Source organism: Streptococcus parauberis NCFD 2020 (assembly GCF_000187935.1).
Classification (GTDB): Bacteria; Bacillota; Bacilli; order Lactobacillales; family Streptococcaceae; genus Streptococcus; species Streptococcus parauberis.
Map to the genome: position 1 here is coordinate 526,542 of NZ_AEUT02000001.1, position 18,793 is coordinate 545,334.

At 36.7% G+C, this 18,793-nt stretch carries 20 protein-coding genes; 12 read left to right on the forward strand and 8 right to left on the reverse strand.

What is annotated here, in order from left to right; translation table 11 throughout:
* Positions 1–10 precede the first annotated feature (10 nt).
* Complete coding sequence (locus tag SPB_RS02605) at positions 11–1,159, reverse strand: cation:proton antiporter (RefSeq protein ID WP_003105668.1); 1,149 nt, start codon at positions 1,157–1,159, stop codon at positions 11–13.
* A 311-nt stretch (positions 1,160–1,470) separates the two neighbouring features.
* Positions 1,471–3,033 carry a glutamine-hydrolyzing GMP synthase gene (gene guaA / locus SPB_RS02610; RefSeq protein WP_003104676.1) on the reverse strand — a complete coding sequence of 521 codons (1,563 nt, stop codon included), beginning with the start codon at positions 3,031–3,033 and terminating at the stop codon, positions 1,471–1,473.
* 267 nt (positions 3,034–3,300) lie between these two features.
* Between guaA and SPB_RS11460 the strand changes: the two genes are divergently transcribed.
* From SPB_RS11460 to ffh, 4 genes are all read left to right on the forward strand, one after another.
* The gene (locus SPB_RS11460; protein WP_003103621.1) at positions 3,301–4,698 is read left to right on the forward strand and encodes a hypothetical protein; all 1,398 of its coding nucleotides are present in this window, start codon (positions 3,301–3,303) and stop codon (positions 4,696–4,698) included.
* A gap of 113 nt (positions 4,699–4,811) precedes the next feature.
* Positions 4,812–5,510 carry a GntR family transcriptional regulator gene (locus SPB_RS02620; protein ID WP_003102378.1) on the forward strand — a complete coding sequence of 233 codons (699 nt, stop codon included), beginning with the start codon at positions 4,812–4,814 and terminating at the stop codon, positions 5,508–5,510.
* Between the two features lie 118 nt (positions 5,511–5,628).
* Positions 5,629–5,961, forward strand: coding sequence for a putative DNA-binding protein (locus SPB_RS02625; protein WP_003104908.1), 333 nt, complete (start codon positions 5,629–5,631; stop codon positions 5,959–5,961).
* A gap of 11 nt (positions 5,962–5,972) precedes the next feature.
* Entirely contained in the window at positions 5,973–7,547 is a 1,575-nt protein-coding gene (gene ffh / locus SPB_RS02630) for a signal recognition particle protein (RefSeq protein ID WP_003102749.1), read from the forward strand.
* Positions 7,548–7,610: 63 nt separating this feature from the next.
* On the opposite strand, the gene SPB_RS02635 is transcribed toward ffh, so the two are convergent.
* On the reverse strand, positions 7,611–7,886 hold the full coding sequence (locus SPB_RS02635; RefSeq protein WP_003105369.1) for a helix-turn-helix domain-containing protein: 276 nt from the start codon (positions 7,884–7,886) through the stop codon (positions 7,611–7,613).
* Between the two features lie 411 nt (positions 7,887–8,297).
* On the opposite strand from SPB_RS02635, the gene SPB_RS02645 reads away from it, so the two are divergent.
* Complete coding sequence (locus SPB_RS02645; protein WP_003103630.1) at positions 8,298–9,581, forward strand: FAD-binding oxidoreductase; 1,284 nt, start codon at positions 8,298–8,300, stop codon at positions 9,579–9,581.
* Positions 9,582–9,753: 172 nt separating this feature from the next.
* Here SPB_RS02645 and SPB_RS02650 read toward each other — a convergent pair whose 3' ends face one another.
* From SPB_RS02650 to SPB_RS02665, 4 genes are read right to left on the reverse strand one after another with little or no spacing between them, the layout of a single operon-like run.
* Positions 9,754–10,059: a DUF5960 family protein gene (locus SPB_RS02650; RefSeq protein ID WP_003102729.1), complete on the reverse strand. Its 306-nt coding sequence runs from the start codon at positions 10,057–10,059 to the stop codon at positions 9,754–9,756.
* The gene (locus tag SPB_RS02655; protein WP_003104950.1) at positions 10,040–10,414 is read right to left on the reverse strand and encodes a hypothetical protein; all 375 of its coding nucleotides are present in this window, start codon (positions 10,412–10,414) and stop codon (positions 10,040–10,042) included. Before SPB_RS02655 ends, SPB_RS02650 begins: the two co-directional genes overlap by 20 nt.
* Positions 10,407–11,834 (reverse strand): Y-family DNA polymerase, encoded by a 1,428-nt coding sequence (locus SPB_RS02660; protein ID WP_003104283.1) that lies wholly within the window; start codon positions 11,832–11,834, stop codon positions 10,407–10,409. The genes SPB_RS02655 and SPB_RS02660 overlap by 8 nt, the downstream gene beginning before the upstream one ends.
* Positions 11,835–11,842: 8 nt before the next feature.
* Positions 11,843–12,535 carry a LexA family transcriptional regulator gene (locus SPB_RS02665; protein WP_003103167.1) on the reverse strand — a complete coding sequence of 231 codons (693 nt, stop codon included), beginning with the start codon at positions 12,533–12,535 and terminating at the stop codon, positions 11,843–11,845.
* A gap of 201 nt (positions 12,536–12,736) precedes the next feature.
* On the opposite strand from SPB_RS02665, the gene SPB_RS02670 reads away from it, so the two are divergent.
* The 6 genes from SPB_RS02670 to SPB_RS02695 all read left to right on the forward strand — a co-directional run bounded on the left by SPB_RS02670 (position 12,737) and on the right by SPB_RS02695 (position 16,244).
* Positions 12,737–13,759, forward strand: coding sequence for a Gfo/Idh/MocA family oxidoreductase (locus SPB_RS02670; protein ID WP_003105471.1), 1,023 nt, complete (start codon positions 12,737–12,739; stop codon positions 13,757–13,759).
* Between the two features lie 138 nt (positions 13,760–13,897).
* Entirely contained in the window at positions 13,898–14,350 is a 453-nt protein-coding gene (locus SPB_RS02675; RefSeq protein WP_003104369.1) for a DUF1801 domain-containing protein, read from the forward strand.
* An 8-nt stretch (positions 14,351–14,358) separates the two neighbouring features.
* Positions 14,359–14,760 carry a YkvA family protein gene (locus tag SPB_RS02680; protein ID WP_003104357.1) on the forward strand — a complete coding sequence of 134 codons (402 nt, stop codon included), beginning with the start codon at positions 14,359–14,361 and terminating at the stop codon, positions 14,758–14,760.
* Between the two features lie 10 nt (positions 14,761–14,770).
* On the forward strand, positions 14,771–15,607 hold the full coding sequence (locus SPB_RS02685; protein ID WP_003103471.1) for a Cof-type HAD-IIB family hydrolase: 837 nt from the start codon (positions 14,771–14,773) through the stop codon (positions 15,605–15,607).
* A 9-nt stretch (positions 15,608–15,616) separates the two neighbouring features.
* Positions 15,617–15,991 carry a pyridoxamine 5'-phosphate oxidase family protein gene (locus SPB_RS02690; RefSeq protein ID WP_003104459.1) on the forward strand — a complete coding sequence of 125 codons (375 nt, stop codon included), beginning with the start codon at positions 15,617–15,619 and terminating at the stop codon, positions 15,989–15,991.
* A complete protein-coding gene (locus tag SPB_RS02695; RefSeq protein ID WP_003106875.1) occupies positions 15,969–16,244 on the forward strand; it encodes a hypothetical protein in 276 nt (91 codons plus the stop codon). Before SPB_RS02690 ends, SPB_RS02695 begins: the two co-directional genes overlap by 23 nt.
* A 56-nt stretch (positions 16,245–16,300) precedes the next feature.
* Here the strand turns inward: SPB_RS02695 and SPB_RS02700 are convergent, their stop codons facing one another.
* Positions 16,301–17,152, reverse strand: a complete 852-nt coding sequence (locus tag SPB_RS02700; protein ID WP_003106062.1) for a MurR/RpiR family transcriptional regulator — start codon at positions 17,150–17,152, stop codon at positions 16,301–16,303.
* Positions 17,153–17,302: 150 nt separating this feature from the next.
* Here SPB_RS02700 and SPB_RS02705 point away from each other — a divergent pair, with 150 nt between their 5' ends.
* Entirely contained in the window at positions 17,303–18,733 is a 1,431-nt protein-coding gene (locus SPB_RS02705) for a 6-phospho-beta-glucosidase (RefSeq protein ID WP_003104083.1), read from the forward strand.
* The last annotated feature ends 60 nt before the right edge of the window (positions 18,734–18,793 follow it).

Below are 18,793 nucleotides of genomic sequence, written 5' to 3' on the forward strand. Positions count from 1 at the left end.
AAAAAAGCCCTTAGGCTTTCTTTGTTTTAAAGGATTGCTTCAGTATAAATGGTGCAATAATTGTAGAGAGGATGACTACAATGACCAGTTCTGAATAGGTGTGGCTTGAAATCAGTTTGTCAGCTAAGCCAATTTGTACAATAATCAAAGCCATTTCTCCTCGGCTGACCATCCCTCCACCAATTGTTAGAGCATCCATTTTCGAAAATTTAAAGGAACGCCCAACCATATAGCAGGGAATCAGTTTAGTTGCGACGGCCAGGACTGTGAAGAGGACGATTATCGGTAAGTTGCTAATGATGCCGTCTAGTTTTAATGGCAGAGCAATTGAGGCGAAGAAAATCGGAATGAAAAAGATGTAGGCAAAAATTGAGGTTTCGTGCTCAATCTCAGTAGCATATTTAGTCTGTCCGATGGCAAGTCCCGCGAAGAAAGAACCAATAACTGCAGACATGCCAACGATATTAGCAAGTAGTGCCGTAGTAAAACAGAGGAGTAAGGCTAAGAAAGTATTTTTCTCAAAGTTATCAAACTTGTTTACAAATTTAAAAATGGCTGGAACGATGTATTTGACCAAGGCAATTAGAAATAAAAGAAAAGCAAGTTGTCCTAGTACTTCAAAAATCAGTTGATTTGATGATCCAGAATCGGATTTACTACTTGAGATAAAGAAGCTAAGAAGTAGCACTGCAATGATATCATCTGCCACAGCAGCACCTAAAATAACTGCCCCTGTATTGGTCTTGACTTTGTTATATTCTTGAAGAACTTCCACAGTGATAGAAACACTGGTCGCCGCAAATACAATACCGTAAAATATTGCAGTATGTGCTTGATAACCCATTGCTAAAGTTACCAAGTAAAAGGCTGCAACAGGTATGATTACACCGGAGATAGCTACAACAAGACTTGGCTTGAGGTATCTTTTAAGTAATTCTAAGTTAGCCTCCATCCCAGCCAGAAACATCAGTAAGATAACACCTAATTCAGATAGAAAATGAATTAATTCCCCTTGATGGACAAGATTGAGCACAGCGGGACTAATCAGAATGCCAACAAGTAATTGCCCTACAACGGCAGGAATACCGATTCGACCTGAGAATTGGGTCGCTAGGAGACTAGCAAATAAAATAATCGTAATATGTAAAAGTTCTTGCATTATTCCTCCGAGATAAAAAATTTGAGTATCGATAATATTATAGCATGATTATGGTGATACTTGAAGAGATTCATTTGTAAAGGTCCACTGGCAAAAAAAGAAGCCTTTCGGCTTCTTTTTATATTTCTTGGCGAGAGGCTCAAAGAGTCAGGGGAGTGAGTCTTTGAGGTTAGAAATAAGGAACTGTGAAACAGTTCTACTAATATAAAGGTGCCCCAGATATAAGAAAAAGGAAACATTACTGTTTCCTTTTGTTATTCCCCTCGCTTTTCAGTTTTAGGGCTCGGGCTAAACAAGTCCACCGGACTTGTTTATTCCCATTCAACCGTTGCTGGTGGTTTGCTTGTGATGTCATAGACGATGCGGTTGACGTGGTCAACTTCGTTTACGATGCGGACTGAAATCTTTTTAAGAACATCCCATGGTAGTTGTGCGAAGTCTGCTGTCATGCCGTCGATTGAAGTGATAGCACGGATAGCAATAGTATAGTCATATGTACGACCGTCTCCCATAACACCAACCGAACGAACGCCAGTATTAACAGTGAAGTATTGCCATACATCGCGGTCAAGTCCAGCTGCGGCGATCTCTTCGCGCAAGATGGCATCTGATTCACGGACTATTTCCAATTTTTCTTCAGTGATAGCACCCATGACGCGAATGGCTAAGCCTGGGCCAGGGAATGGCTGACGCCAAACGATATGTTCTGGCATTCCAAGAGCGATACCAAGCGCACGCACTTCATCCTTAAACAAAGTATTTAAAGGTTCAATCAATTCAAATTGCATATCTTCTGGAAGACCACCGACATTATGGTGTGATTTGATTGTTTGGGCTGTTTCTGTGCCAGATTCGATGATATCAGTATACAGTGTTCCTTGTGCAAGGAAGTCTACACCTTTCAATTTGCTAGCTTCATCGTCAAAGACGTAAACAAATTCATTACCGATAATCTTACGTTTTTTCTCAGGATCATCAACACCAGCTAGTAAATCTAAGAATCTATTTTTAGCATCCACACGGATGATATTAAGACCAAATTTACCACCAAGCATTCCCATAACTTGGTCACCCTCATCTTTACGAAGAAGACCGTGATCAACAAAAATACATGTTAATTGGTCGCCAATAGCTTTTTGTAAAAGAACGCCAACAACTGAAGAGTCAACACCACCTGATAAACCAAGAAGGACTTTTTTGTCACCAACTTGCTTGCGAATATTATCAATTTGCATATCAATGAAGTTATCCATTGACCAGTCACCACGCGCTCCACAGATAGAAACAGCGAAGTTTTTAAGGATATCGTTACCATATACAGAATGTCTTACTTCTGGGTGGAACTGGATGCCATAAAAGTTACGTTCAGTATTTTCAATAGCTGCATAAGGGCAATCGTTTGAATCTCCCACAAGGTAGAAACCTTCTGGAATTTCTGTAACAGCATCACCATGACTCATTAATACTAGTTGTTCTTCAGGAGTACCTGCAAAAAGTTTTGACTCAGCACGTAAGCGAAGAGTTGATTGTCCATACTCACGGTTACCAGCTTGACCTGCAGGAACAACTTTACCACCCAACGTGTGAGTAATTAATTGCATACCGTAACAGATTCCGAGGATTGGAATACCAAGTTCAAAAATTTCTGGGTCAATAGCAAAAGCATTCTCAGCATAAACGGAATTAGGCCCACCAGATAGGACAATACCGATTGGATTAATCTCTTTAAGTTCTTTAGCAGTGATTTTATGGCTCTTTAATTCAGAAAACACACCAAATTCACGAATACGTCGTGCAATTAATTGGTTGTACTGACTACCATAATCAAGAACAATAATTTTTTGAATATCATTCAAAATTGAAATTTCAGTCATTGTAATCCTTTCATTTATCTTAACGATCTGTTAAGAGTTTTACATCTCATTGTAGCATATTTTTTTCAAATATTCATTATAAATTTTCCATTTTTTCTCGTTAAAGCCTAACATTCTGATGCATTTATTAAAATATGTACGTAGATTTAAACCGTATTTATATCCAGTGTTTTAAGTTAATTGTAAGTTACGAATGTAATGCTACTTTAATAAGTAAAAGGAAAATTTTAATTTCATTAAGTTATTTATTTGTTGAAAGAGGCTCATATGATTAGTAATAAGAAAAAGAGGGCAGTATTATTTTTAGTTTTCTTCATTTGCGTGCTTTCTTTTTGCCTAAAACCAAACAATTTTTATCAGTCAATTAAAATTAAGAATATACCGACCAAAATAAAACAAAGCTATTCTGTAGGTGATAAAGTTACATTTAATTTTAAAAACTCCTCTCCTAAATTGGGTACAATTTATAAGATTAGACGTGCGCATAGAAAAATTCATTATTCTATATTTTATAGAACTGGCATGCACATTGTTGAAACTGAGGTGGAACAAAGTCATATTAAAAATTTAACTGGTCATTCAGCATTCAAAAAAAATGAGTTAGTAACTATTAAGGATAAAGCAGTAATAAATGATGGTAAAATAAGTTATTTTAGCTCTCATCAACTATACAAAATTAAGAATGTGCAAATATTTCTTAAACAAGGTAAAGTTTATACAACTTATCATTTGCTTGCTAAAAATAATAAAAAAACAAAAGTAATAGATGAAGAACAACTCTGTAAAACCTATTTTGTTCACTTCCATTCTAAAACTAATCAAAAAGCAAATAATAAAATACTAAATAAAGCTTTTTCATATGCAAATAAACATAAACAAACAGATATATTTCTACCAATGGGTGAGTATATGATAGGTAGTAAGTATCCAAAAAAAGATTATTTTATTTTACCATCAAATTCTTCCATAATCGGAAATCATACTCAACTCATCATTGATAATTTCTCCTACTGGTTTGGATTGGCAACAGGTCCTTCTCCACGAGATGGGGTTAGTAATTTTGAACTGTCACATATTCAATTTAGGGCTAACAATCTGAAGCTTGGAGCTCAGTTGTTAATTATGGCCGACCATGGAAATAACTGGTATATTCACCATAATACTTTTAAATTGGTCCAAAAGAAAGGAAATCATATTTTTGATTTAGGCTCTCTTCAAAATTCAATTTTTGAATATAATCAATTTGTTGGCTACGCCCCAGAGTTAACCTCAATAGCAAAAATAACAGCAGATAAGAATCTTCATGACTACTATGCTGAAGCTATCCAGCTTGATGCTGCTGAAAAAAATGGTATTTGGGATGCTGGATTAATAAAAGCTATTGAACCCAACTACAGCATATATAATAATTTTAGATTCCTTAGTGATCATATAGTTATTAAAAATAATCAATTTTTACCATTCATTAATCATCAGGGCAAACTGATTGCATATGGAGCATCAATCGGTCAGCATTCTTCAAAGGTTGGTCATGTAGTAATTGAAGGAAATTATTTCCATAAGAGCTTAGTTAATGGTTTTGCTCATAAACAAACCTGGGTATTAGAACCAATCCATTTTCCTCCATCAGCGAATAGCTTGGTAAATAATAATGTTATTGATTAAATACAAAAAACTAGTTCCAATTATATTTAGTATTCTTTCATTTTATTTCTCATCCAAAATTGTCAGAATTATGTTAAAATAGAGTCAATAAAAGTCTTGAGGAGAATGGGATCATGCTACCAGCCTATATAAAAATCCATGATACAATAAAAAAAGATATTGATGACGGCATTTGGCCCATTGGTGATCGTTTACCAAGTGAACGGACGCTAGCTGAAAAATTTGCAGTCAGTCGAATGACCTTAAGACAAGCTATTACTTTACTAGTTGAGGAAGGTATCTTGGAAAGACGGATTGGCAGTGGAACTTATGTTGCCAGTCAACGTGTACAAGATAAAATGCGCGGAACGACCAGTTTCACGGAAATTGTTAACTCTCAAGGGAAAAAGCCGTCTTCAAAACTGATTTCCTATCAAAAGCAACTTGCCAGTGATACTGAAATTAAAGAATTGCAATTGGAATCGACAGATCACGTGATTCGAATGGAACGGATTCGCTTTGCTGATAACGTTCCCCTCGTTTACGAAGTGGCCTCTATTCCAGAGAAGTACATCCGTAATTTTCGACGTGAAGATATTACTGAGCATTTCTTCAAAACCTTGGAGACCAATGGTTTTGAAATTGGCAAAAGCCGACAAATCATTTATGCTAGATCAGCAAGTGAACGTGTTGCATCCTATTTAGGCGTTAGCAGAGGCCACGCTATTCTTGCTATGACCCAAGTATCATATTTCACCAGCGGGAATCCATTTGAATATGTGCGTAGCCAGTATGTGGGCGACCGTTTTGAATTCTATCTAGAAAACAATTAAGTTAAAAAAGGCTTGCTTATTAGTGGTAACCTTTTTCTTTTCTGCTCAATTTGGTTTTAAGGCCACAATCGTGATTAAGTATTGTTATTATCCCTGATTATATGGTAAAATTAAGGTTATGGAAATTGAAAAAACAAATCGGATGAACGCTCTATTTGAGTTTTACGCAGCACTTTTAACAGATAAGCAAATGAACTACATTGAGCTGTACTATGCAGATGATTATAGTCTTGCTGAGATTGCCGAAGAATTTGGTGTTAGCCGTCAAGCCGTTTATGATAATATTAAGCGAACTGAAAAAATTCTTGAGACCTATGAAATGAAATTACATATGTATTCAGACTATATCGTTCGTAGTGAAATCTTCGATGCCATTACGGCAAAGTATCCGGAAGATGCTTTTATTACAGAGCAAATTTCCATTTTAACAAGCATTGATAATAGAGATTAAGAGGAGTAGTTATGGCATTTGAGAGTTTAACAGAGCGCCTACAAGGTGTCTTTAAAAATATCCGAGGTAAAAAAAAGTTATCTGATAAAGATGTTCAAGAGGTAACAAAAGAGATTCGTCTGGCTTTACTTGAAGCCGACGTTGCTTTACCTGTTGTTAAAACTTTTATCAAACGTATTCGTGAACGCGCTGTTGGTCATGAAATCATTGATACCTTAGACCCAACACAACAAATTTTAAAAATTGTTAATGAAGAATTAACTGCAATTTTAGGGTCTGAAACATCTGAAATCGTTAAATCACCAAAAATTCCAACTATTATTATGATGGTTGGTTTACAAGGGGCTGGTAAAACAACCTTTGCTGGTAAATTGGCTAACAAATTAATCAAAGAAGAAAATGCTCGTCCTTTGATGATTGCTGCCGATATCTACCGTCCGGCTGCCATTGATCAATTAAAGACTTTAGGTCAACAAATTAATGTTCCTGTCTTTGATATGGGAACTGACCACTCTGCAGTAGAAATCGTCACAAAAGGGTTAGAACAAGCTCGTGAAAATCGTAATGATTATGTCTTGATTGATACGGCCGGTCGTCTACAAATTGATGAAAAATTAATGGGCGAGTTGCGCGATGTTAAGGCTCTTGCACAACCAAATGAAATCTTACTGGTTATTGACAGTATGATTGGTCAAGAAGCAGCTAACGTTGCTGATGAGTTCAACAAACAATTAGAAATCACTGGTGTTGTTCTTACCAAGATTGATGGTGATACTCGTGGTGGTGCAGCCTTATCAGTTCGTGAAATCACTGGTCGTCCAATTAAATTCACTGGTACTGGTGAAAAAATCACTGATATTGAGACTTTCCACCCTGATCGTATGTCCAGTCGTATCTTGGGTATGGGTGACCTCTTAACACTGATTGAAAAAGCTAGTCAAGATTATGACCAACAAAAATCATTAGAGTTAGCTGAAAAAATGCGTGAGAACACATTTGACTTCAATGACTTTATTGCCCAATTAGACCAAGTTCAAAATATGGGACCAATGGAAGATCTCTTGAAGATGATTCCTGGAATGGCTGGTAATCCTGCCTTAGCAAACATCAAAGTTGATGAAAAACAAATTGCTCGTAAACGTGCCATTGTCTCATCAATGACGCCTACTGAACGTGAAAATCCAGAACTCTTAAATCCAAGTCGCCGTCGTCGTATTGCCTCAGGATCTGGTAATACCTTTGTCGAGGTTAATAAATTTATCAAAGACTTTAACCAAGCTAAAACAATGATGCAAGGTATGATGTCTGGTGATATGAATAAAGCTATGAAACAGATGGGTATCAATCCAAATAACATGCCAAAAAATATGCCTAATATGGGTGGTAGTGGTATGCCGGATATGTCAGCCTTGGAAGGCATGATGGGCCAAGGTGGTATGCCTGACATGTCGGCATTTGGTGGTGATATGGATATGAGCCAAATGTTTGGTGGCGGCCTTAAAGGTAAAGTTGGTGAGTTTGCAATGAAGCAATCAATGAAACGCCAAGTTAACAAACTTAAAAAAGCCAAGAAAAAACGTAAATAATAACAAAGCGCAAATAGAAAAAGCTAGTTGGTTCATATGAACCAACTAGCTTTTTTGAGTTTTTTAACCAAAATGAATTTTTAATTCTTGATTTACGGCAACAGCAATTTTACTCATGGTTTCAATACTGGTATTATGTCCCCTTTCAATTCTTGCTATTGTTGATTGAGGAACATGTGATAATTCTGCTAATTGTCTTTGACTTAATCCAGCATTAGATCTCGCCTTAGATACTGCTAGAGCAATTTCTAAGATTGCTTTTTCTGTTTGAAACTCTTGTCTGAAGTTTTCATTCTGAAGTTCTTCTTTTAAAAAATGATCAAAAGAAACATTAGTCATTGTTTTTCTCCTCCTGAATGGATTCTTTCTTCTTACAATTTCATTTTTAATCCAGAAATTCTATCTTCTATTTTATATGCTTTCTAGATTCTTTCAAGTTTTTATTTTGAGGAAGCGCTTTTTAATTTTTTGTCATTTATTATTTGCTTTAATAATTATCTGACTTTCTTTTTATTGGTATTTTTTTAATTATCTGACTTTCCATTATTTTTTATTAAAATTTTTGTCTTTTTAGTTTTATTTAAGACATTTGCTTTATTCTTATTTATAATCAATCTAAAGAGGGAAAATACATAAAAAAATTTTGGGAATTGGAGTCCGATTTCACTTAATTTATCACTAAAGAAGGACTTTCGGGTCTCATTTGCCACCAAGAAGATTTGATTATCTTTAACAAAGGGGAAATCCATTATGCTTAATAAACTGACTAGTAGAACTGGCTTATCTTGGCTCGTCATTCTATTTATTTTACCGTTACCTTTTTTGTATACCTTAAAAACAGGATTAACAGGAGTTCATGCTAATAGTAGTCTTGGCATTTCACTAGGTGTCTTAGCTTATGTTTGGATGCTGACCTCAACCTATATTGCCACTAAACCCAAATGGATTGACCGTTGGCTTGGTTTACCAAGTGCTTATATGATCCATGGAATGATTAGTCTGCTAGCCATTTTTTTAGCTTTTTTACATAAAGAATTGGACCCGTCAAATGGTTTAATCAAAAATACTGGTGATATTGCCTTTGTTATTTTCTTAGGCTTGGCCGCTTACTCCATGATTTTCATGGCTGGTTGGTTAACCAGTCGTTTTCAAATCTTGGAAACCATCAAAAAGCTTTTGGAAAGTGTCTTTAAGCACGAAATCTCAGTTTGGTTACACCGTCTCAATGTCTTAGCAACCTTGTTGATTTTTATTCACATCCAACTGATCGATTTCATTGTCTCTAATAAGGCTTTTATGCTCCTCATTTGGCTTTATTCCATCTTTGTCTTCCTAGCCTACCTCTGGTTCCATTTCAAACCAGCAGCCCACGGAATCCAAGCAATCCTCATATCCAATTTCGAGATAGCTCCCAATATTCGCGAATTACAAGTTCAACTTCCAAGACGGTCACGGCTCAAATTCCATCCTGGTGATTTTGCCTTTATTTCTTTTCCTCAGCTTAAAGGAATGGCAGAGCCTCACCCCTTTTCCCTAGTCAATGCACCGGGGCGAGAGGGAGTCTTAACCTTTGCTATCCGCGGGGACGGTGATTTCACCAGACAACTAGCTCAGGTCCCCAATAATTCACCTATCCGAGTAGATGGCGGCTTCGGCAAATACCAGTCCTTGATTAAGAGCTTTAAGCCTAAAGAAACTATCATCATTGCTGGAGGTATCGGAGTTGTGCCCTTGCTATCAGTAGTAGAAGGTAACCCACATATACCAACTCAATTCTTTTACACCGTAAAAAGTCCAGAGCAGTTTATCTACCAAGACCGCCTCATGCAGTGGCAAGAAAATCCGAATTTCAAATCCTATTGCCAAGTAGGACGTTATACCGACCAAGAAATTTTAGGGCAGTTACCAGAAAATCGTGACGATTGTATTGTTCTCTTAGGGGGACCAATAGCCATGGGACGCCATTGGCAAAAAGTGATGCAAGAAGCTGGCATGGATCCGGAACGTGTTTATTTTGAAGAGTTTTCTTGGTAAATGAGTAATCCAGGTCTTCAGTCCTATTTTCCTAAAGGGTAAAGATTCGATAGTCTACGATAAACTCCTTTAACATCTTATAGAATCATATTAAAAAGTCTTCACAATTTGTGTGAAGACTTTTTCTTAAGTCAGAAAACTTCATAAATAACAGTAAAGCTTTTTCTGAATATTAAGCCATTTTTTCTTTAGTTAATAAATCGACCCCTTGATAGGCATAAAACTTCACTTCCGGATGCTTAGGATGTTCCGTCAGCTTAAAATAGAAGTAGTGGTCCTTTTGATCAATGGCATTTTCTTTATTGAGTTTAAAGAAGGTCGACTGTGACCGATTTAAGGTCAGTAGAATATCATCTGTTAAGAAGGTTAGGGGAATGCGCAGGGCAGAGTACTTGTAAAAATCCGTTTCAAACAAGCGGTAATCCTTACTAAAAAAATCAAACTGATAATTATTTTGGTTATAAGAGTGAATGGTCATGGTCGGTCGACTCCTCTTGTTCAATGGAAATTAAAAGTTCTATGGGAAAGCTGTAGTAGACTGCCTTGCATTTGATTTGAAAATCATCACGACTAGCTCGGCTAATCTTCCCAAAATAAGTTTTAAATTGATTATCTTCAAAAATACGGACCTTAACAGGCAATTGCTGACTATAGGCCTGACTCAAAAGTAATTGTTTTTCCTCTAGAGCTAGTAGACTAAAAACATTTTTACGTTGCCGGTCTTCCTCTAGCGAATGGTTGTGCTCTGACAGAAAGAAGCCCATCCATTTAGCCATTTTACGATCGTAATAAGACCGGGCAGAAGCAAAGGGTAAATAAGAACGATCAATCATGGAGCTTTTTCCTTTCTCTATCAATACTAGCTGAATGGCCACCAATTAGTTGGCTACGTTCAGCAACACGCGAAGCTTCCAATAAAGAAGAACCCTTTTGTAAAGCCATAGTGCCGAAGCGGTCACGGATTTGGTCAATAGTGGCCTCTAAATGATTTTCTTTTTCCTTTTTTTCAAAGTCGTCAAACAAAGAGAAAACCTCAATAGAGGAATCGACCAAGCCATCACACCTGACAGCAATCTGCCGAACCACACCCCCTACATAATGTTTGCGAAACAAGAAGATAACGGCCTGACGAATCACCTTATTGCTATAAGCAGGATCAATGGTCATTTGACTATTGATGGGCTTTTGTTCCTGTCCTTTAGAAAAGCTCACATAAATAGAGACCACACTAGCTTTCTTTTCCTTACGCCGCAAACGTCTGGCCACGTGTTCAGCCATTTCTCCTAAAACAAGTTCAATGTCAGCTTGATGATAATAGTCTCTAGGCAGAATCTGCGAGTTCCCCACACCTTTACTGACAGGCTTGTAAGGTTTATGAACCTTGCTTTCGTCCACCCCATTAGCATGAAACCAGAGTTGAAGACCGATGACCCCGAATTCTTTTTTTAAGATATCCGGATTAGCATTAGCCAATTCCTTAATGGAAAAGATACCTAGCTTATGCATCCTTTTTTCTGTTCTGACACCAATTCCCCAAAAGTCCGTCATCTTTTTAATCTGCCAGACTTTATTTTCCACATCCTCATAGGACCAATTACTACGCATGGAATCGCTATGCTTGGCCTCATTATCCAAGGCTAACTTGGCTAAGAGGGGATTGGCATTGCTGAGGCCAACAGTTGAATAAACCCCCGTTTCTTTCCAAATTCGGTATTGAATACGACTAGCTAGCGCATCTAATTTTTCCTTACGGTTTAAATCATTATGAGGAATAAAATAATTTAAGGAAGAGGTTAAATCCAAAAAGCCTTCATCAATCGAATAGGTTAAGATGTCCTGCGGTGAAGCGAACTCTTGAAAAATATGTTGAATCTGAATATTTTTTTCAATGTAACGGTCCATGCGAGGAGGAACCACTAACGTATGCTTAGCCCAGGCTTCAATATAGGCGACAAGAGCAGGGCTTACTGTCCAGCCTTTTCTTTGGGCAACTTGATAGTTAAAACGTCTTGTTTGGATATTAAAAGGCAAATCATAGGAACGACCTACATTCGATTTGCCAAAAACACGTTTAAAAGTAGGAGAAGAAGCCAGAATAAGTCCATTGCTATTATCTGCTCGACTCATGACACAGAGTGAGGTGCGTAAAGGGTTTAAGCCTCGATCAACACACTCAACACTGGCATAAAAAGATTTCATATCCACAAAGGCAATGTCTGACCTGGGTTCACGTGAATAATCAATGTAAGACATGGTAAGCCTTAAACTTCCAGAGGCATAAAGTTAGCAATGATTTTACCGATGATGCGTGGATTCTCATCGAAAGGCGCAAACTTATCTGAATACTTCTTATTTAAAGAAACCAGACGTAAGCCTTCCTCTTCACGATAAACCTTCTTAATATAGGTCTGTCCGTCCCACTCGACAGCATAGATAGCCCCATCATAATCAAAACCTTCTTGTTTGATCAAAACAACTTCACCATTGAGGTAGGTTGGTTCCATAGAATCCCCAAAGACCCATGAAGCAAAGTCATAATCCATTTGTTCATCATAGAAAACCACATCATAGTTGCCATCACCGAAGTAAGAGTAACCAGTACCAGCAGATAAACTTTCATAAACACGATAAGAAAATAGTTCCTTTTTCTTAGTCGGCAAGGTAATAATTTTACTTTCTTGTGCTAGTAATTTCTCTGAATAGGTCACAACCTTAGATTGATTTTGTTTAGTTAGTTGTTTGTAGGGAATGATAATCTCTTGATAGTGATTGAAGTAGTCTTGATCTGTCTCAAAAATAGAGACTAAAGCATTTAAATGCTTTTGATTAGGACTGTTCTTATCCTTTTCCCAGTTGGAAATAGTCATCTTGTTTACTCCAAGTTCCTGACCTAATTGCTCTTGACTCATCTTGTGTTGTTGACGAATTTTTTTTAATTGTTTACCTGAAAACATACCTTAGCTCCTTTAGTAAAGTTATAACTTTACTAAATTATAACAAATCCATTTGACAAATTCAAGATTTTTGTCATGAAAATTATTAGATTTTTTGACATTTTTCATCAGATAGCGTATCATTGATTTGGCTTTAAATTGTAAAAATATTCATTTTTTGAATATATACAATTTGCCAATAAAACTCTAGGAGATGTAACCATGTTAACTATTGCATATATAGGAAATGGAAAAAGTGCTAACCGCTACCACATTCCATTTGTTAACCAATTGGATGATATTAAAATAAAAACAATCTATTCACCAGTACCAAGTCCTTGGGAGCCAATTGAAGGGGTTATTTATACTAATGATATTGCTGATGTATTGGAAGATCCAGAAATCCAATTAATTGTTCTATCCATTCCTCCATCAGCTCATTACTCAGTTGCTAAACAATGTTTACTTGCTGGCAAGAATACCCTAGTTGAAAAACCATTTACAGAGACGGCAACAGAAGCCAGAGAATTATTTGCTATTGCTAAAGAAAAAGGCGTTTTTGTTCAAGCTTATCAAAACCGTCGTTTTGACTCAGACTTCCTAACTGTTCAAAAAGTAATTAACAGTGGTGTTTTAGGGGATATCCTAGAAGTGGAAATGCACTTTGATTATTTCCGTCCGGAAATCCCTGAAAGTATTGATGAGTACTCTATCAATACAAGTTACCTCTATGGCCACGCTTGTCACACAATTGACCAAGTCATTTCATATTTTGGCATGCCAGAATCAGTTCACTATGACGTGCGCCAGCTATTAGGCAAAGGACGCATGAATGACTACTTTGATTTAGACTTCTATTATGGTGCTAAGAAAGTCTCTATTAAATCAAGTTATTTCCGTATCAAGGAACGCCCAAGTTTTGTCATATACGGCAAAAAAGGGATGTTCGTGAAAGAAACTAAAGACCGTCAAGAAGATGACTTAAAACGCTTCTATATGCCAGATAATGCTGATTTTGGTGTAGATAGTCCAGAACACTATGGTACGTTGACTTATATGGATGACAATGGTCAATATCACGAAGAAAAAGTCATTTCTGAAAAAGGAAGCTATGCCCGTATGTACCAAGCTATCCACGATAGTATCATCTTAGGTAAAGAAAAAGTCGTTAAAGACGAAGAAACCATTCGCCAAATCGAAATCATCGAAGAAGGCATCCGCCAAATGGAAGCATGGCAAGGATAATTAACGGTTATTTCGATACTAAAAAGTCCATCATTTACGATGGGCTTTTTAGTAATTGTTAGACAAGTCTAACCTTTTTTCAGGACTTTTAATGCCCTTACCGTTATAATATGAGTAAACAGTAAAGGAGACAAGACCATGCAATATCAAGTAGACAGTATCGAAGATTATTTACAGGCCTTGCCTGATGACCGTAGGGACGTAATCAATCAGTTGAGACAAGTTATCAAAGATAATTTGCCGGATAAATATGAAGAAAAATTACAGTATCAGATGATTTCCTATGTAGTTCCTCACGATGTTTTCCCAGAGGGCTATCATTGTAATCCTGAAGATAATCTTTCCTTCATTACCATCGGTTCTCAGAAGAATCATATTGCTATCTATCATAATGGCATTTATATGTTTGACCATGTTAAAGAATGGTTCTTGACCCAATACCCACTCTATATGAAGACAAAGCCGGATATGGGGAAATCATGTATTCGTTTTAAAAATATGAAGACAATTCCTTATGAGTTAATAGGTAAACTTTGCCAACAGGTCAGTCAAGATGACTTCCTGAAAGCCTACCAAAAGACACTTAAATAGGAGACTATTTGTTTAAGAAAAAACCTAGTAAATTTAAATTAGTTAGACGCTTCAAACATTTGAAAAAAGATTTACCAGCCGTCTTTTTGGCTATGAAGAATCCTAATACACCAATTTTAGCCAAGTTAATGGCTCTAATTATTGTGGTTTACGCTTTGTCACCAATTGATTTGATTCCAGATTTCATTCCATTTCTGGGATATCTTGATGATATCTTTATTTTACCAGCACTCATGTATCTTTTGATTAAAATGATCCCAGAAGATATTTGGCTAGAATCACAAAAACAATCAGAGAATATGTGGATTAATGGTAAACCTAAGAAATGGTATTATGCTTTACCAATTGTTATTTTTTGGATACTAATTATCATCTTTATTATTCATTTTATTCGTATGCAACAATCATAGAGGAAAAATCATGTTAGCACACAAACTTATCTTTATGGACCTTGATGGGACCTTGCTTAATTCAGAGAAAAAAATTAGTCCTAAGACACACTATGCCTTGATTGCTGCGCAGCAAGAAGGAGCCAAATTAGTTCTAGCATCTGGTCGCCCTCTTCCCGGAATCTTACCACTGGCCAAAGCTTTGCAGATGGACATTTATGAAGGTTTTTTGATCTCATTTAATGGTGCCCAGGTCATGGACTGCAAGACCGGCCAAGTCCTATACAACAAAACAATGACAGTTGAAGAGGGTCAAGCCATTTTACAGCATGTGGAGAATTTTGATGTGATTCCGATGGTGGTCAAAGATGACTATACTTATGTCAAAAACGTTTTTGCAGGGCATTTAGACTTGGCGGGCACTGATTTTAATGTCATTGATTATGAGGCGCATAGTAATGGCTATAAATTATGTGAAGTGGATAATATGGCTGTTTTTGCTGATTTCCCGCTCAATAAAATTTTGTTGGCAGGTCAGCCGGAATACTTGGACCAGCACTATCAAGAAATTTCAGCACCTTTTGGCGATGAGGTCAATGCCATGTTTACGGCACCTTTCTATTATGAATTTACGGCTAAGGGCATTGATAAAGCCAAAGCTATTGATACCATCTTTAAGCCAATGGGCTATCAGCCTGAGGATATGATTGCCTTTGGTGATGGTCAAAATGATGCAACTATGGTTGCTTATGTTGGATTAGGATTTGCTATGGAAAATGCTGTCGATATGCTCAAAGAAATTGCCGACAAAGAGACAAAATCCAACGATCAAGATGGCATTGCTTACGCACTAGAAAATTTAATTTAAGGAGAACCTATGTTCACAGAGACATTTTATGAAGTTTTAAAACACGAAGGACCAGTTTCTATCACCAGCTGGGGTAATGAGGAGCCGCACGTCACCTGTACATGGAATTCCTACCTAGTTCCTAAAGACGATGACATTATTCTAATCCCAGTGGCAGGTATGCATTCTACACAAGAGGACATTGCTGTCAACAATCAGTTAATCCTGACCTTAGCTGCGCGTCAGGTTGAAGGATTTAATGGCTATCAAGGGACAGGTTTTAGAATCAACGGCAGTGGTAGTTTTCTATCTGAGGGAGACTGGTTTGATGAAATGAAGGAAAAGTACCCATTTATCAGAGAAGTTCTCCAAGTAAAAGTCAATGAATCAATACAATTGCTTTAAAAACTCCTTTTGTAGTCTATTAGACATTGAAGCAATCGACTTTCACAAGTTTGATAAAAGCAAAACCTATCAAACTATTATTTATATTGGTTCGCTCTATGCTTTTGGTATTAAAGGTCTGACCCATGCACTAGGAAAGATGAATTCTTTCCAGTATAGCCACTTACTCGTCGCAACAGTTGGTTTATCAGACCCAAATGTTCCAGTCAATAAAGAAAAGCGAACAGAAAATATCAGATACTCCAGTTATTAAGAGATATCAAGAAATTACAAACAAGTAAAAGAACCTATTAAAAATAGGTTCTTTTTTTAACGATCATGTTCGAGAGAGGTGGAAAGGTTGATTTTTCGAACATAGTTTCTGAAATAATCTTGTTTGAAATAGAGGGCGTAAATTGTATTGAGAATAAAAAGGATTGATTCTTCTGTGGAGAAGTTTCCGATTTTCTTTTGTTTATCTTCTCTGGTACAAATAGTAAAGTAAGCATCAGCTTGTTCTTGTAAATAGCGCCCTTTTTCACTGGTTAAACCAATAATATTAACTTTTTGTTGATGTAATTGCTCTAAATGGCGTAGAGCATCATTCTTTTTTGATTTACCAGAATAGGAAATAATTAAAGCGACATCATTTTCGGTTAAAGAGTTAGCCATCAAACCAAATTCACTACTGCTAGCAATCTCGATACTTTTACCAATAGTTAACATATTACGCTTGAAAAGATGAGCGATATAATCATTAGGACTGAGTCCAAATACAACAACACGTTTAGCTTTTCTGAGGAAAGTAACGGCTTTATTTAATTCATTCTCAGACAACTTATCAGCTGTATCTTGAATACTTTCTTTCTCAATTGTAGCTATTTTTTGAATGATATCACTGGCGCTGTCTTCTTCATTAAAAGGAAGGCTGTGATCAATATCAGAATAGTGGGTCTCAGAATAATAGCGTTCAGATAAAAGAACTGGTAAAAAATCTGTCCAACCTTTATAACCCAGAGCTTGCGCAAAACGCACAATACTAGACTTAGAACTAAAGCTAATTCGAGCAATATCATCAAGGGATAGTTGTTCAATAGTACCAAGGTTATCAAGAATCGATTGAGCTATTGTAGCTTTAGACGATTTCCCCATCTGCGCCAATTCATTTATATCATCCAGCATAAGTTTATTTATCCTTTTCACTCTATTTCATTTTTGAAGAGAAGGTTCACTAGAATGTGAAACCGTATACCAAGTGTATCTGAAATTTTAATATTTGTCCATAATGCAAGGTATAATAAAACTAGATTTTCAAGGAAAATGGAGACTATTATGACCTTACCAAATGATTTTTTATGGGGTGGTGCTGTTGCGGCTAATCAAGCTGAAGGTGGAATGCTTGCAGGAGGTCGTGGATTAACCAATACAGATGTGGTGCCGATGGGTTCTGACAGGATGGCGATTGCTAAAGGCGATCTGGACAACCTCGAGCGCAGAGCTGATTACTTTTATCCTAGTCAGGATGCCATTGAGATGCATGATCACTATTTTGAGGATATTGACCTCTTAGCTGGGATGGGCTTGAAGTGTTTTCGGATGTCCATTTCCTGGACCCGTATTTTTCCAAATGGTGATGATCAAGAACCAAATGAAGAAGGCTTAGCCTATTACCAAAAAATCTTTGAAAAATTACAAAGTTATGGGATTGAACCTTTGGTGACCCTTGCCCACTTTGATGTGCCCTTGGCTTTAATCAAAAAATATGGAGCCTGGCGTGATTCAAGAATGGTTGAGGCTTACGTCAATTATGCCAAAACAGTCTTTAGCAGGTATAAAGGCTTAGTCAAATACTGGTTGTCAATCAATGAAATTAATATTCTCTTACATCAACCTTTCCAAGGTGGGGGTATCTTATTTAAGGATGGTGATAATAAGGAAGAAGTCATATATCAGGCTGCCCATTATCAATTATTAGCTTCCGCACTGGCTACTAAATGGGCACATGAGATTGATCCTGAAAACAAAGTCGGTTGTATGTTAGCTGGTGGGAGCCATTATCCTTATACTTGTCGGCCAGAGGATTATCTGGAAGCAATTCATCGTGATAATGGGGAGTATTTCTTTATTGACATTCAAGCGCGTGGTTACTATCCGAATTATGCTTTGAAAAAATTCGAACGTGATAATTTGCAGATTATCATGACAGAAGAAGAAAAAGCAATTTTAAAGGAAAACCCAGTTGATTTTGTTTCCTTTTCTTATTATTGCTCGCGCACTGTTTCGGCATTTGAGGAAGACTACCAAATGTCAACTGGAAATCTTTTCAAATCCATTAAGAATCCTCATTTACAATCAACTGAGTGGGGTTGGCAAATTGATCCACTAGGCTTAAGATCTTCGTTGAATATGCTTTATAATCGTTACCAAAAACCATTGTTCATCGTTGAAAATGGACTAGGAGCAATAGATGTCCCTGATGAAAGTGGCTTTGTTGAAGACGACTACCGGATTGATTATACTAAACAACACATTATAGCACTTAAAGATGCTGTGGAAATTGATGGTGTAGATTTGTTAGGTTATACAAGTTGGGGGATTATTGACCTAGTAGCTGCTTCGACAGGACAAATGAGTAAGCGTTATGGTTTTATTTATGTTGATAAGGATGACCAAGGCAAGGGTACCTTAAAACGGGTTCCGAAAAAATCTTATTATTGGTATAAAAATGTTATAAATTCTAATGGAGATAAATTTGACTTCTAATAAAATAGAGTTCTAACAAGGTTGAAACTGTTTATAATTCGTCAGATATTTTTACTATTA

Bases quoted from the DNA above. Each gene is read 5' to 3' on its own strand.
- SPB_RS02635 (WP_003105369.1), bottom strand. From the start codon at position 7,886: ATGACTAATGTTTCTTTTGATCATTTTTTAAAAGAAGAACTTCAGAAT.
- SPB_RS02690 (WP_003104459.1), top strand. From the start codon at position 15,617: ATGTTCACAGAGACATTTTATGAAGTTTTAAAACACGAAGGACCAGTT.
- SPB_RS02665 (WP_003103167.1), bottom strand. From the start codon at position 12,535: ATGTTTTCAGGTAAACAATTAAAAAAAATTCGTCAACAACACAAGATG.
- SPB_RS02655 (WP_003104950.1), bottom strand. From the start codon at position 10,414: ATGATTGATCGTTCTTATTTACCCTTTGCTTCTGCCCGGTCTTATTAC.
- ffh (WP_003102749.1), top strand. From the start codon at position 5,973: ATGGCATTTGAGAGTTTAACAGAGCGCCTACAAGGTGTCTTTAAAAAT.
- SPB_RS02660 (WP_003104283.1), bottom strand. From the start codon at position 11,834: ATGTCTTACATTGATTATTCACGTGAACCCAGGTCAGACATTGCCTTT.
- SPB_RS02650 (WP_003102729.1), bottom strand. From the start codon at position 10,059: ATGACCATTCACTCTTATAACCAAAATAATTATCAGTTTGATTTTTTT.
- SPB_RS02695 (WP_003106875.1), top strand. From the start codon at position 15,969: ATGAATCAATACAATTGCTTTAAAAACTCCTTTTGTAGTCTATTAGAC.
- SPB_RS02675 (WP_003104369.1), top strand. From the start codon at position 13,898: ATGCAATATCAAGTAGACAGTATCGAAGATTATTTACAGGCCTTGCCT.
- guaA (WP_003104676.1), bottom strand. From the start codon at position 3,033: ATGACTGAAATTTCAATTTTGAATGATATTCAAAAAATTATTGTTCTT.
- SPB_RS02670 (WP_003105471.1), top strand. From the start codon at position 12,737: ATGTTAACTATTGCATATATAGGAAATGGAAAAAGTGCTAACCGCTAC.
- SPB_RS02625 (WP_003104908.1), top strand. From the start codon at position 5,629: ATGGAAATTGAAAAAACAAATCGGATGAACGCTCTATTTGAGTTTTAC.
- SPB_RS02700 (WP_003106062.1), bottom strand. From the start codon at position 17,152: ATGCTGGATGATATAAATGAATTGGCGCAGATGGGGAAATCGTCTAAA.
- SPB_RS02645 (WP_003103630.1), top strand. From the start codon at position 8,298: ATGCTTAATAAACTGACTAGTAGAACTGGCTTATCTTGGCTCGTCATT.
- SPB_RS02705 (WP_003104083.1), top strand. From the start codon at position 17,303: ATGACCTTACCAAATGATTTTTTATGGGGTGGTGCTGTTGCGGCTAAT.
- SPB_RS02605 (WP_003105668.1), bottom strand. From the start codon at position 1,159: ATGCAAGAACTTTTACATATTACGATTATTTTATTTGCTAGTCTCCTA.
- SPB_RS02620 (WP_003102378.1), top strand. From the start codon at position 4,812: ATGCTACCAGCCTATATAAAAATCCATGATACAATAAAAAAAGATATT.
- SPB_RS02685 (WP_003103471.1), top strand. From the start codon at position 14,771: ATGTTAGCACACAAACTTATCTTTATGGACCTTGATGGGACCTTGCTT.
- SPB_RS11460 (WP_003103621.1), top strand. From the start codon at position 3,301: ATGATTAGTAATAAGAAAAAGAGGGCAGTATTATTTTTAGTTTTCTTC.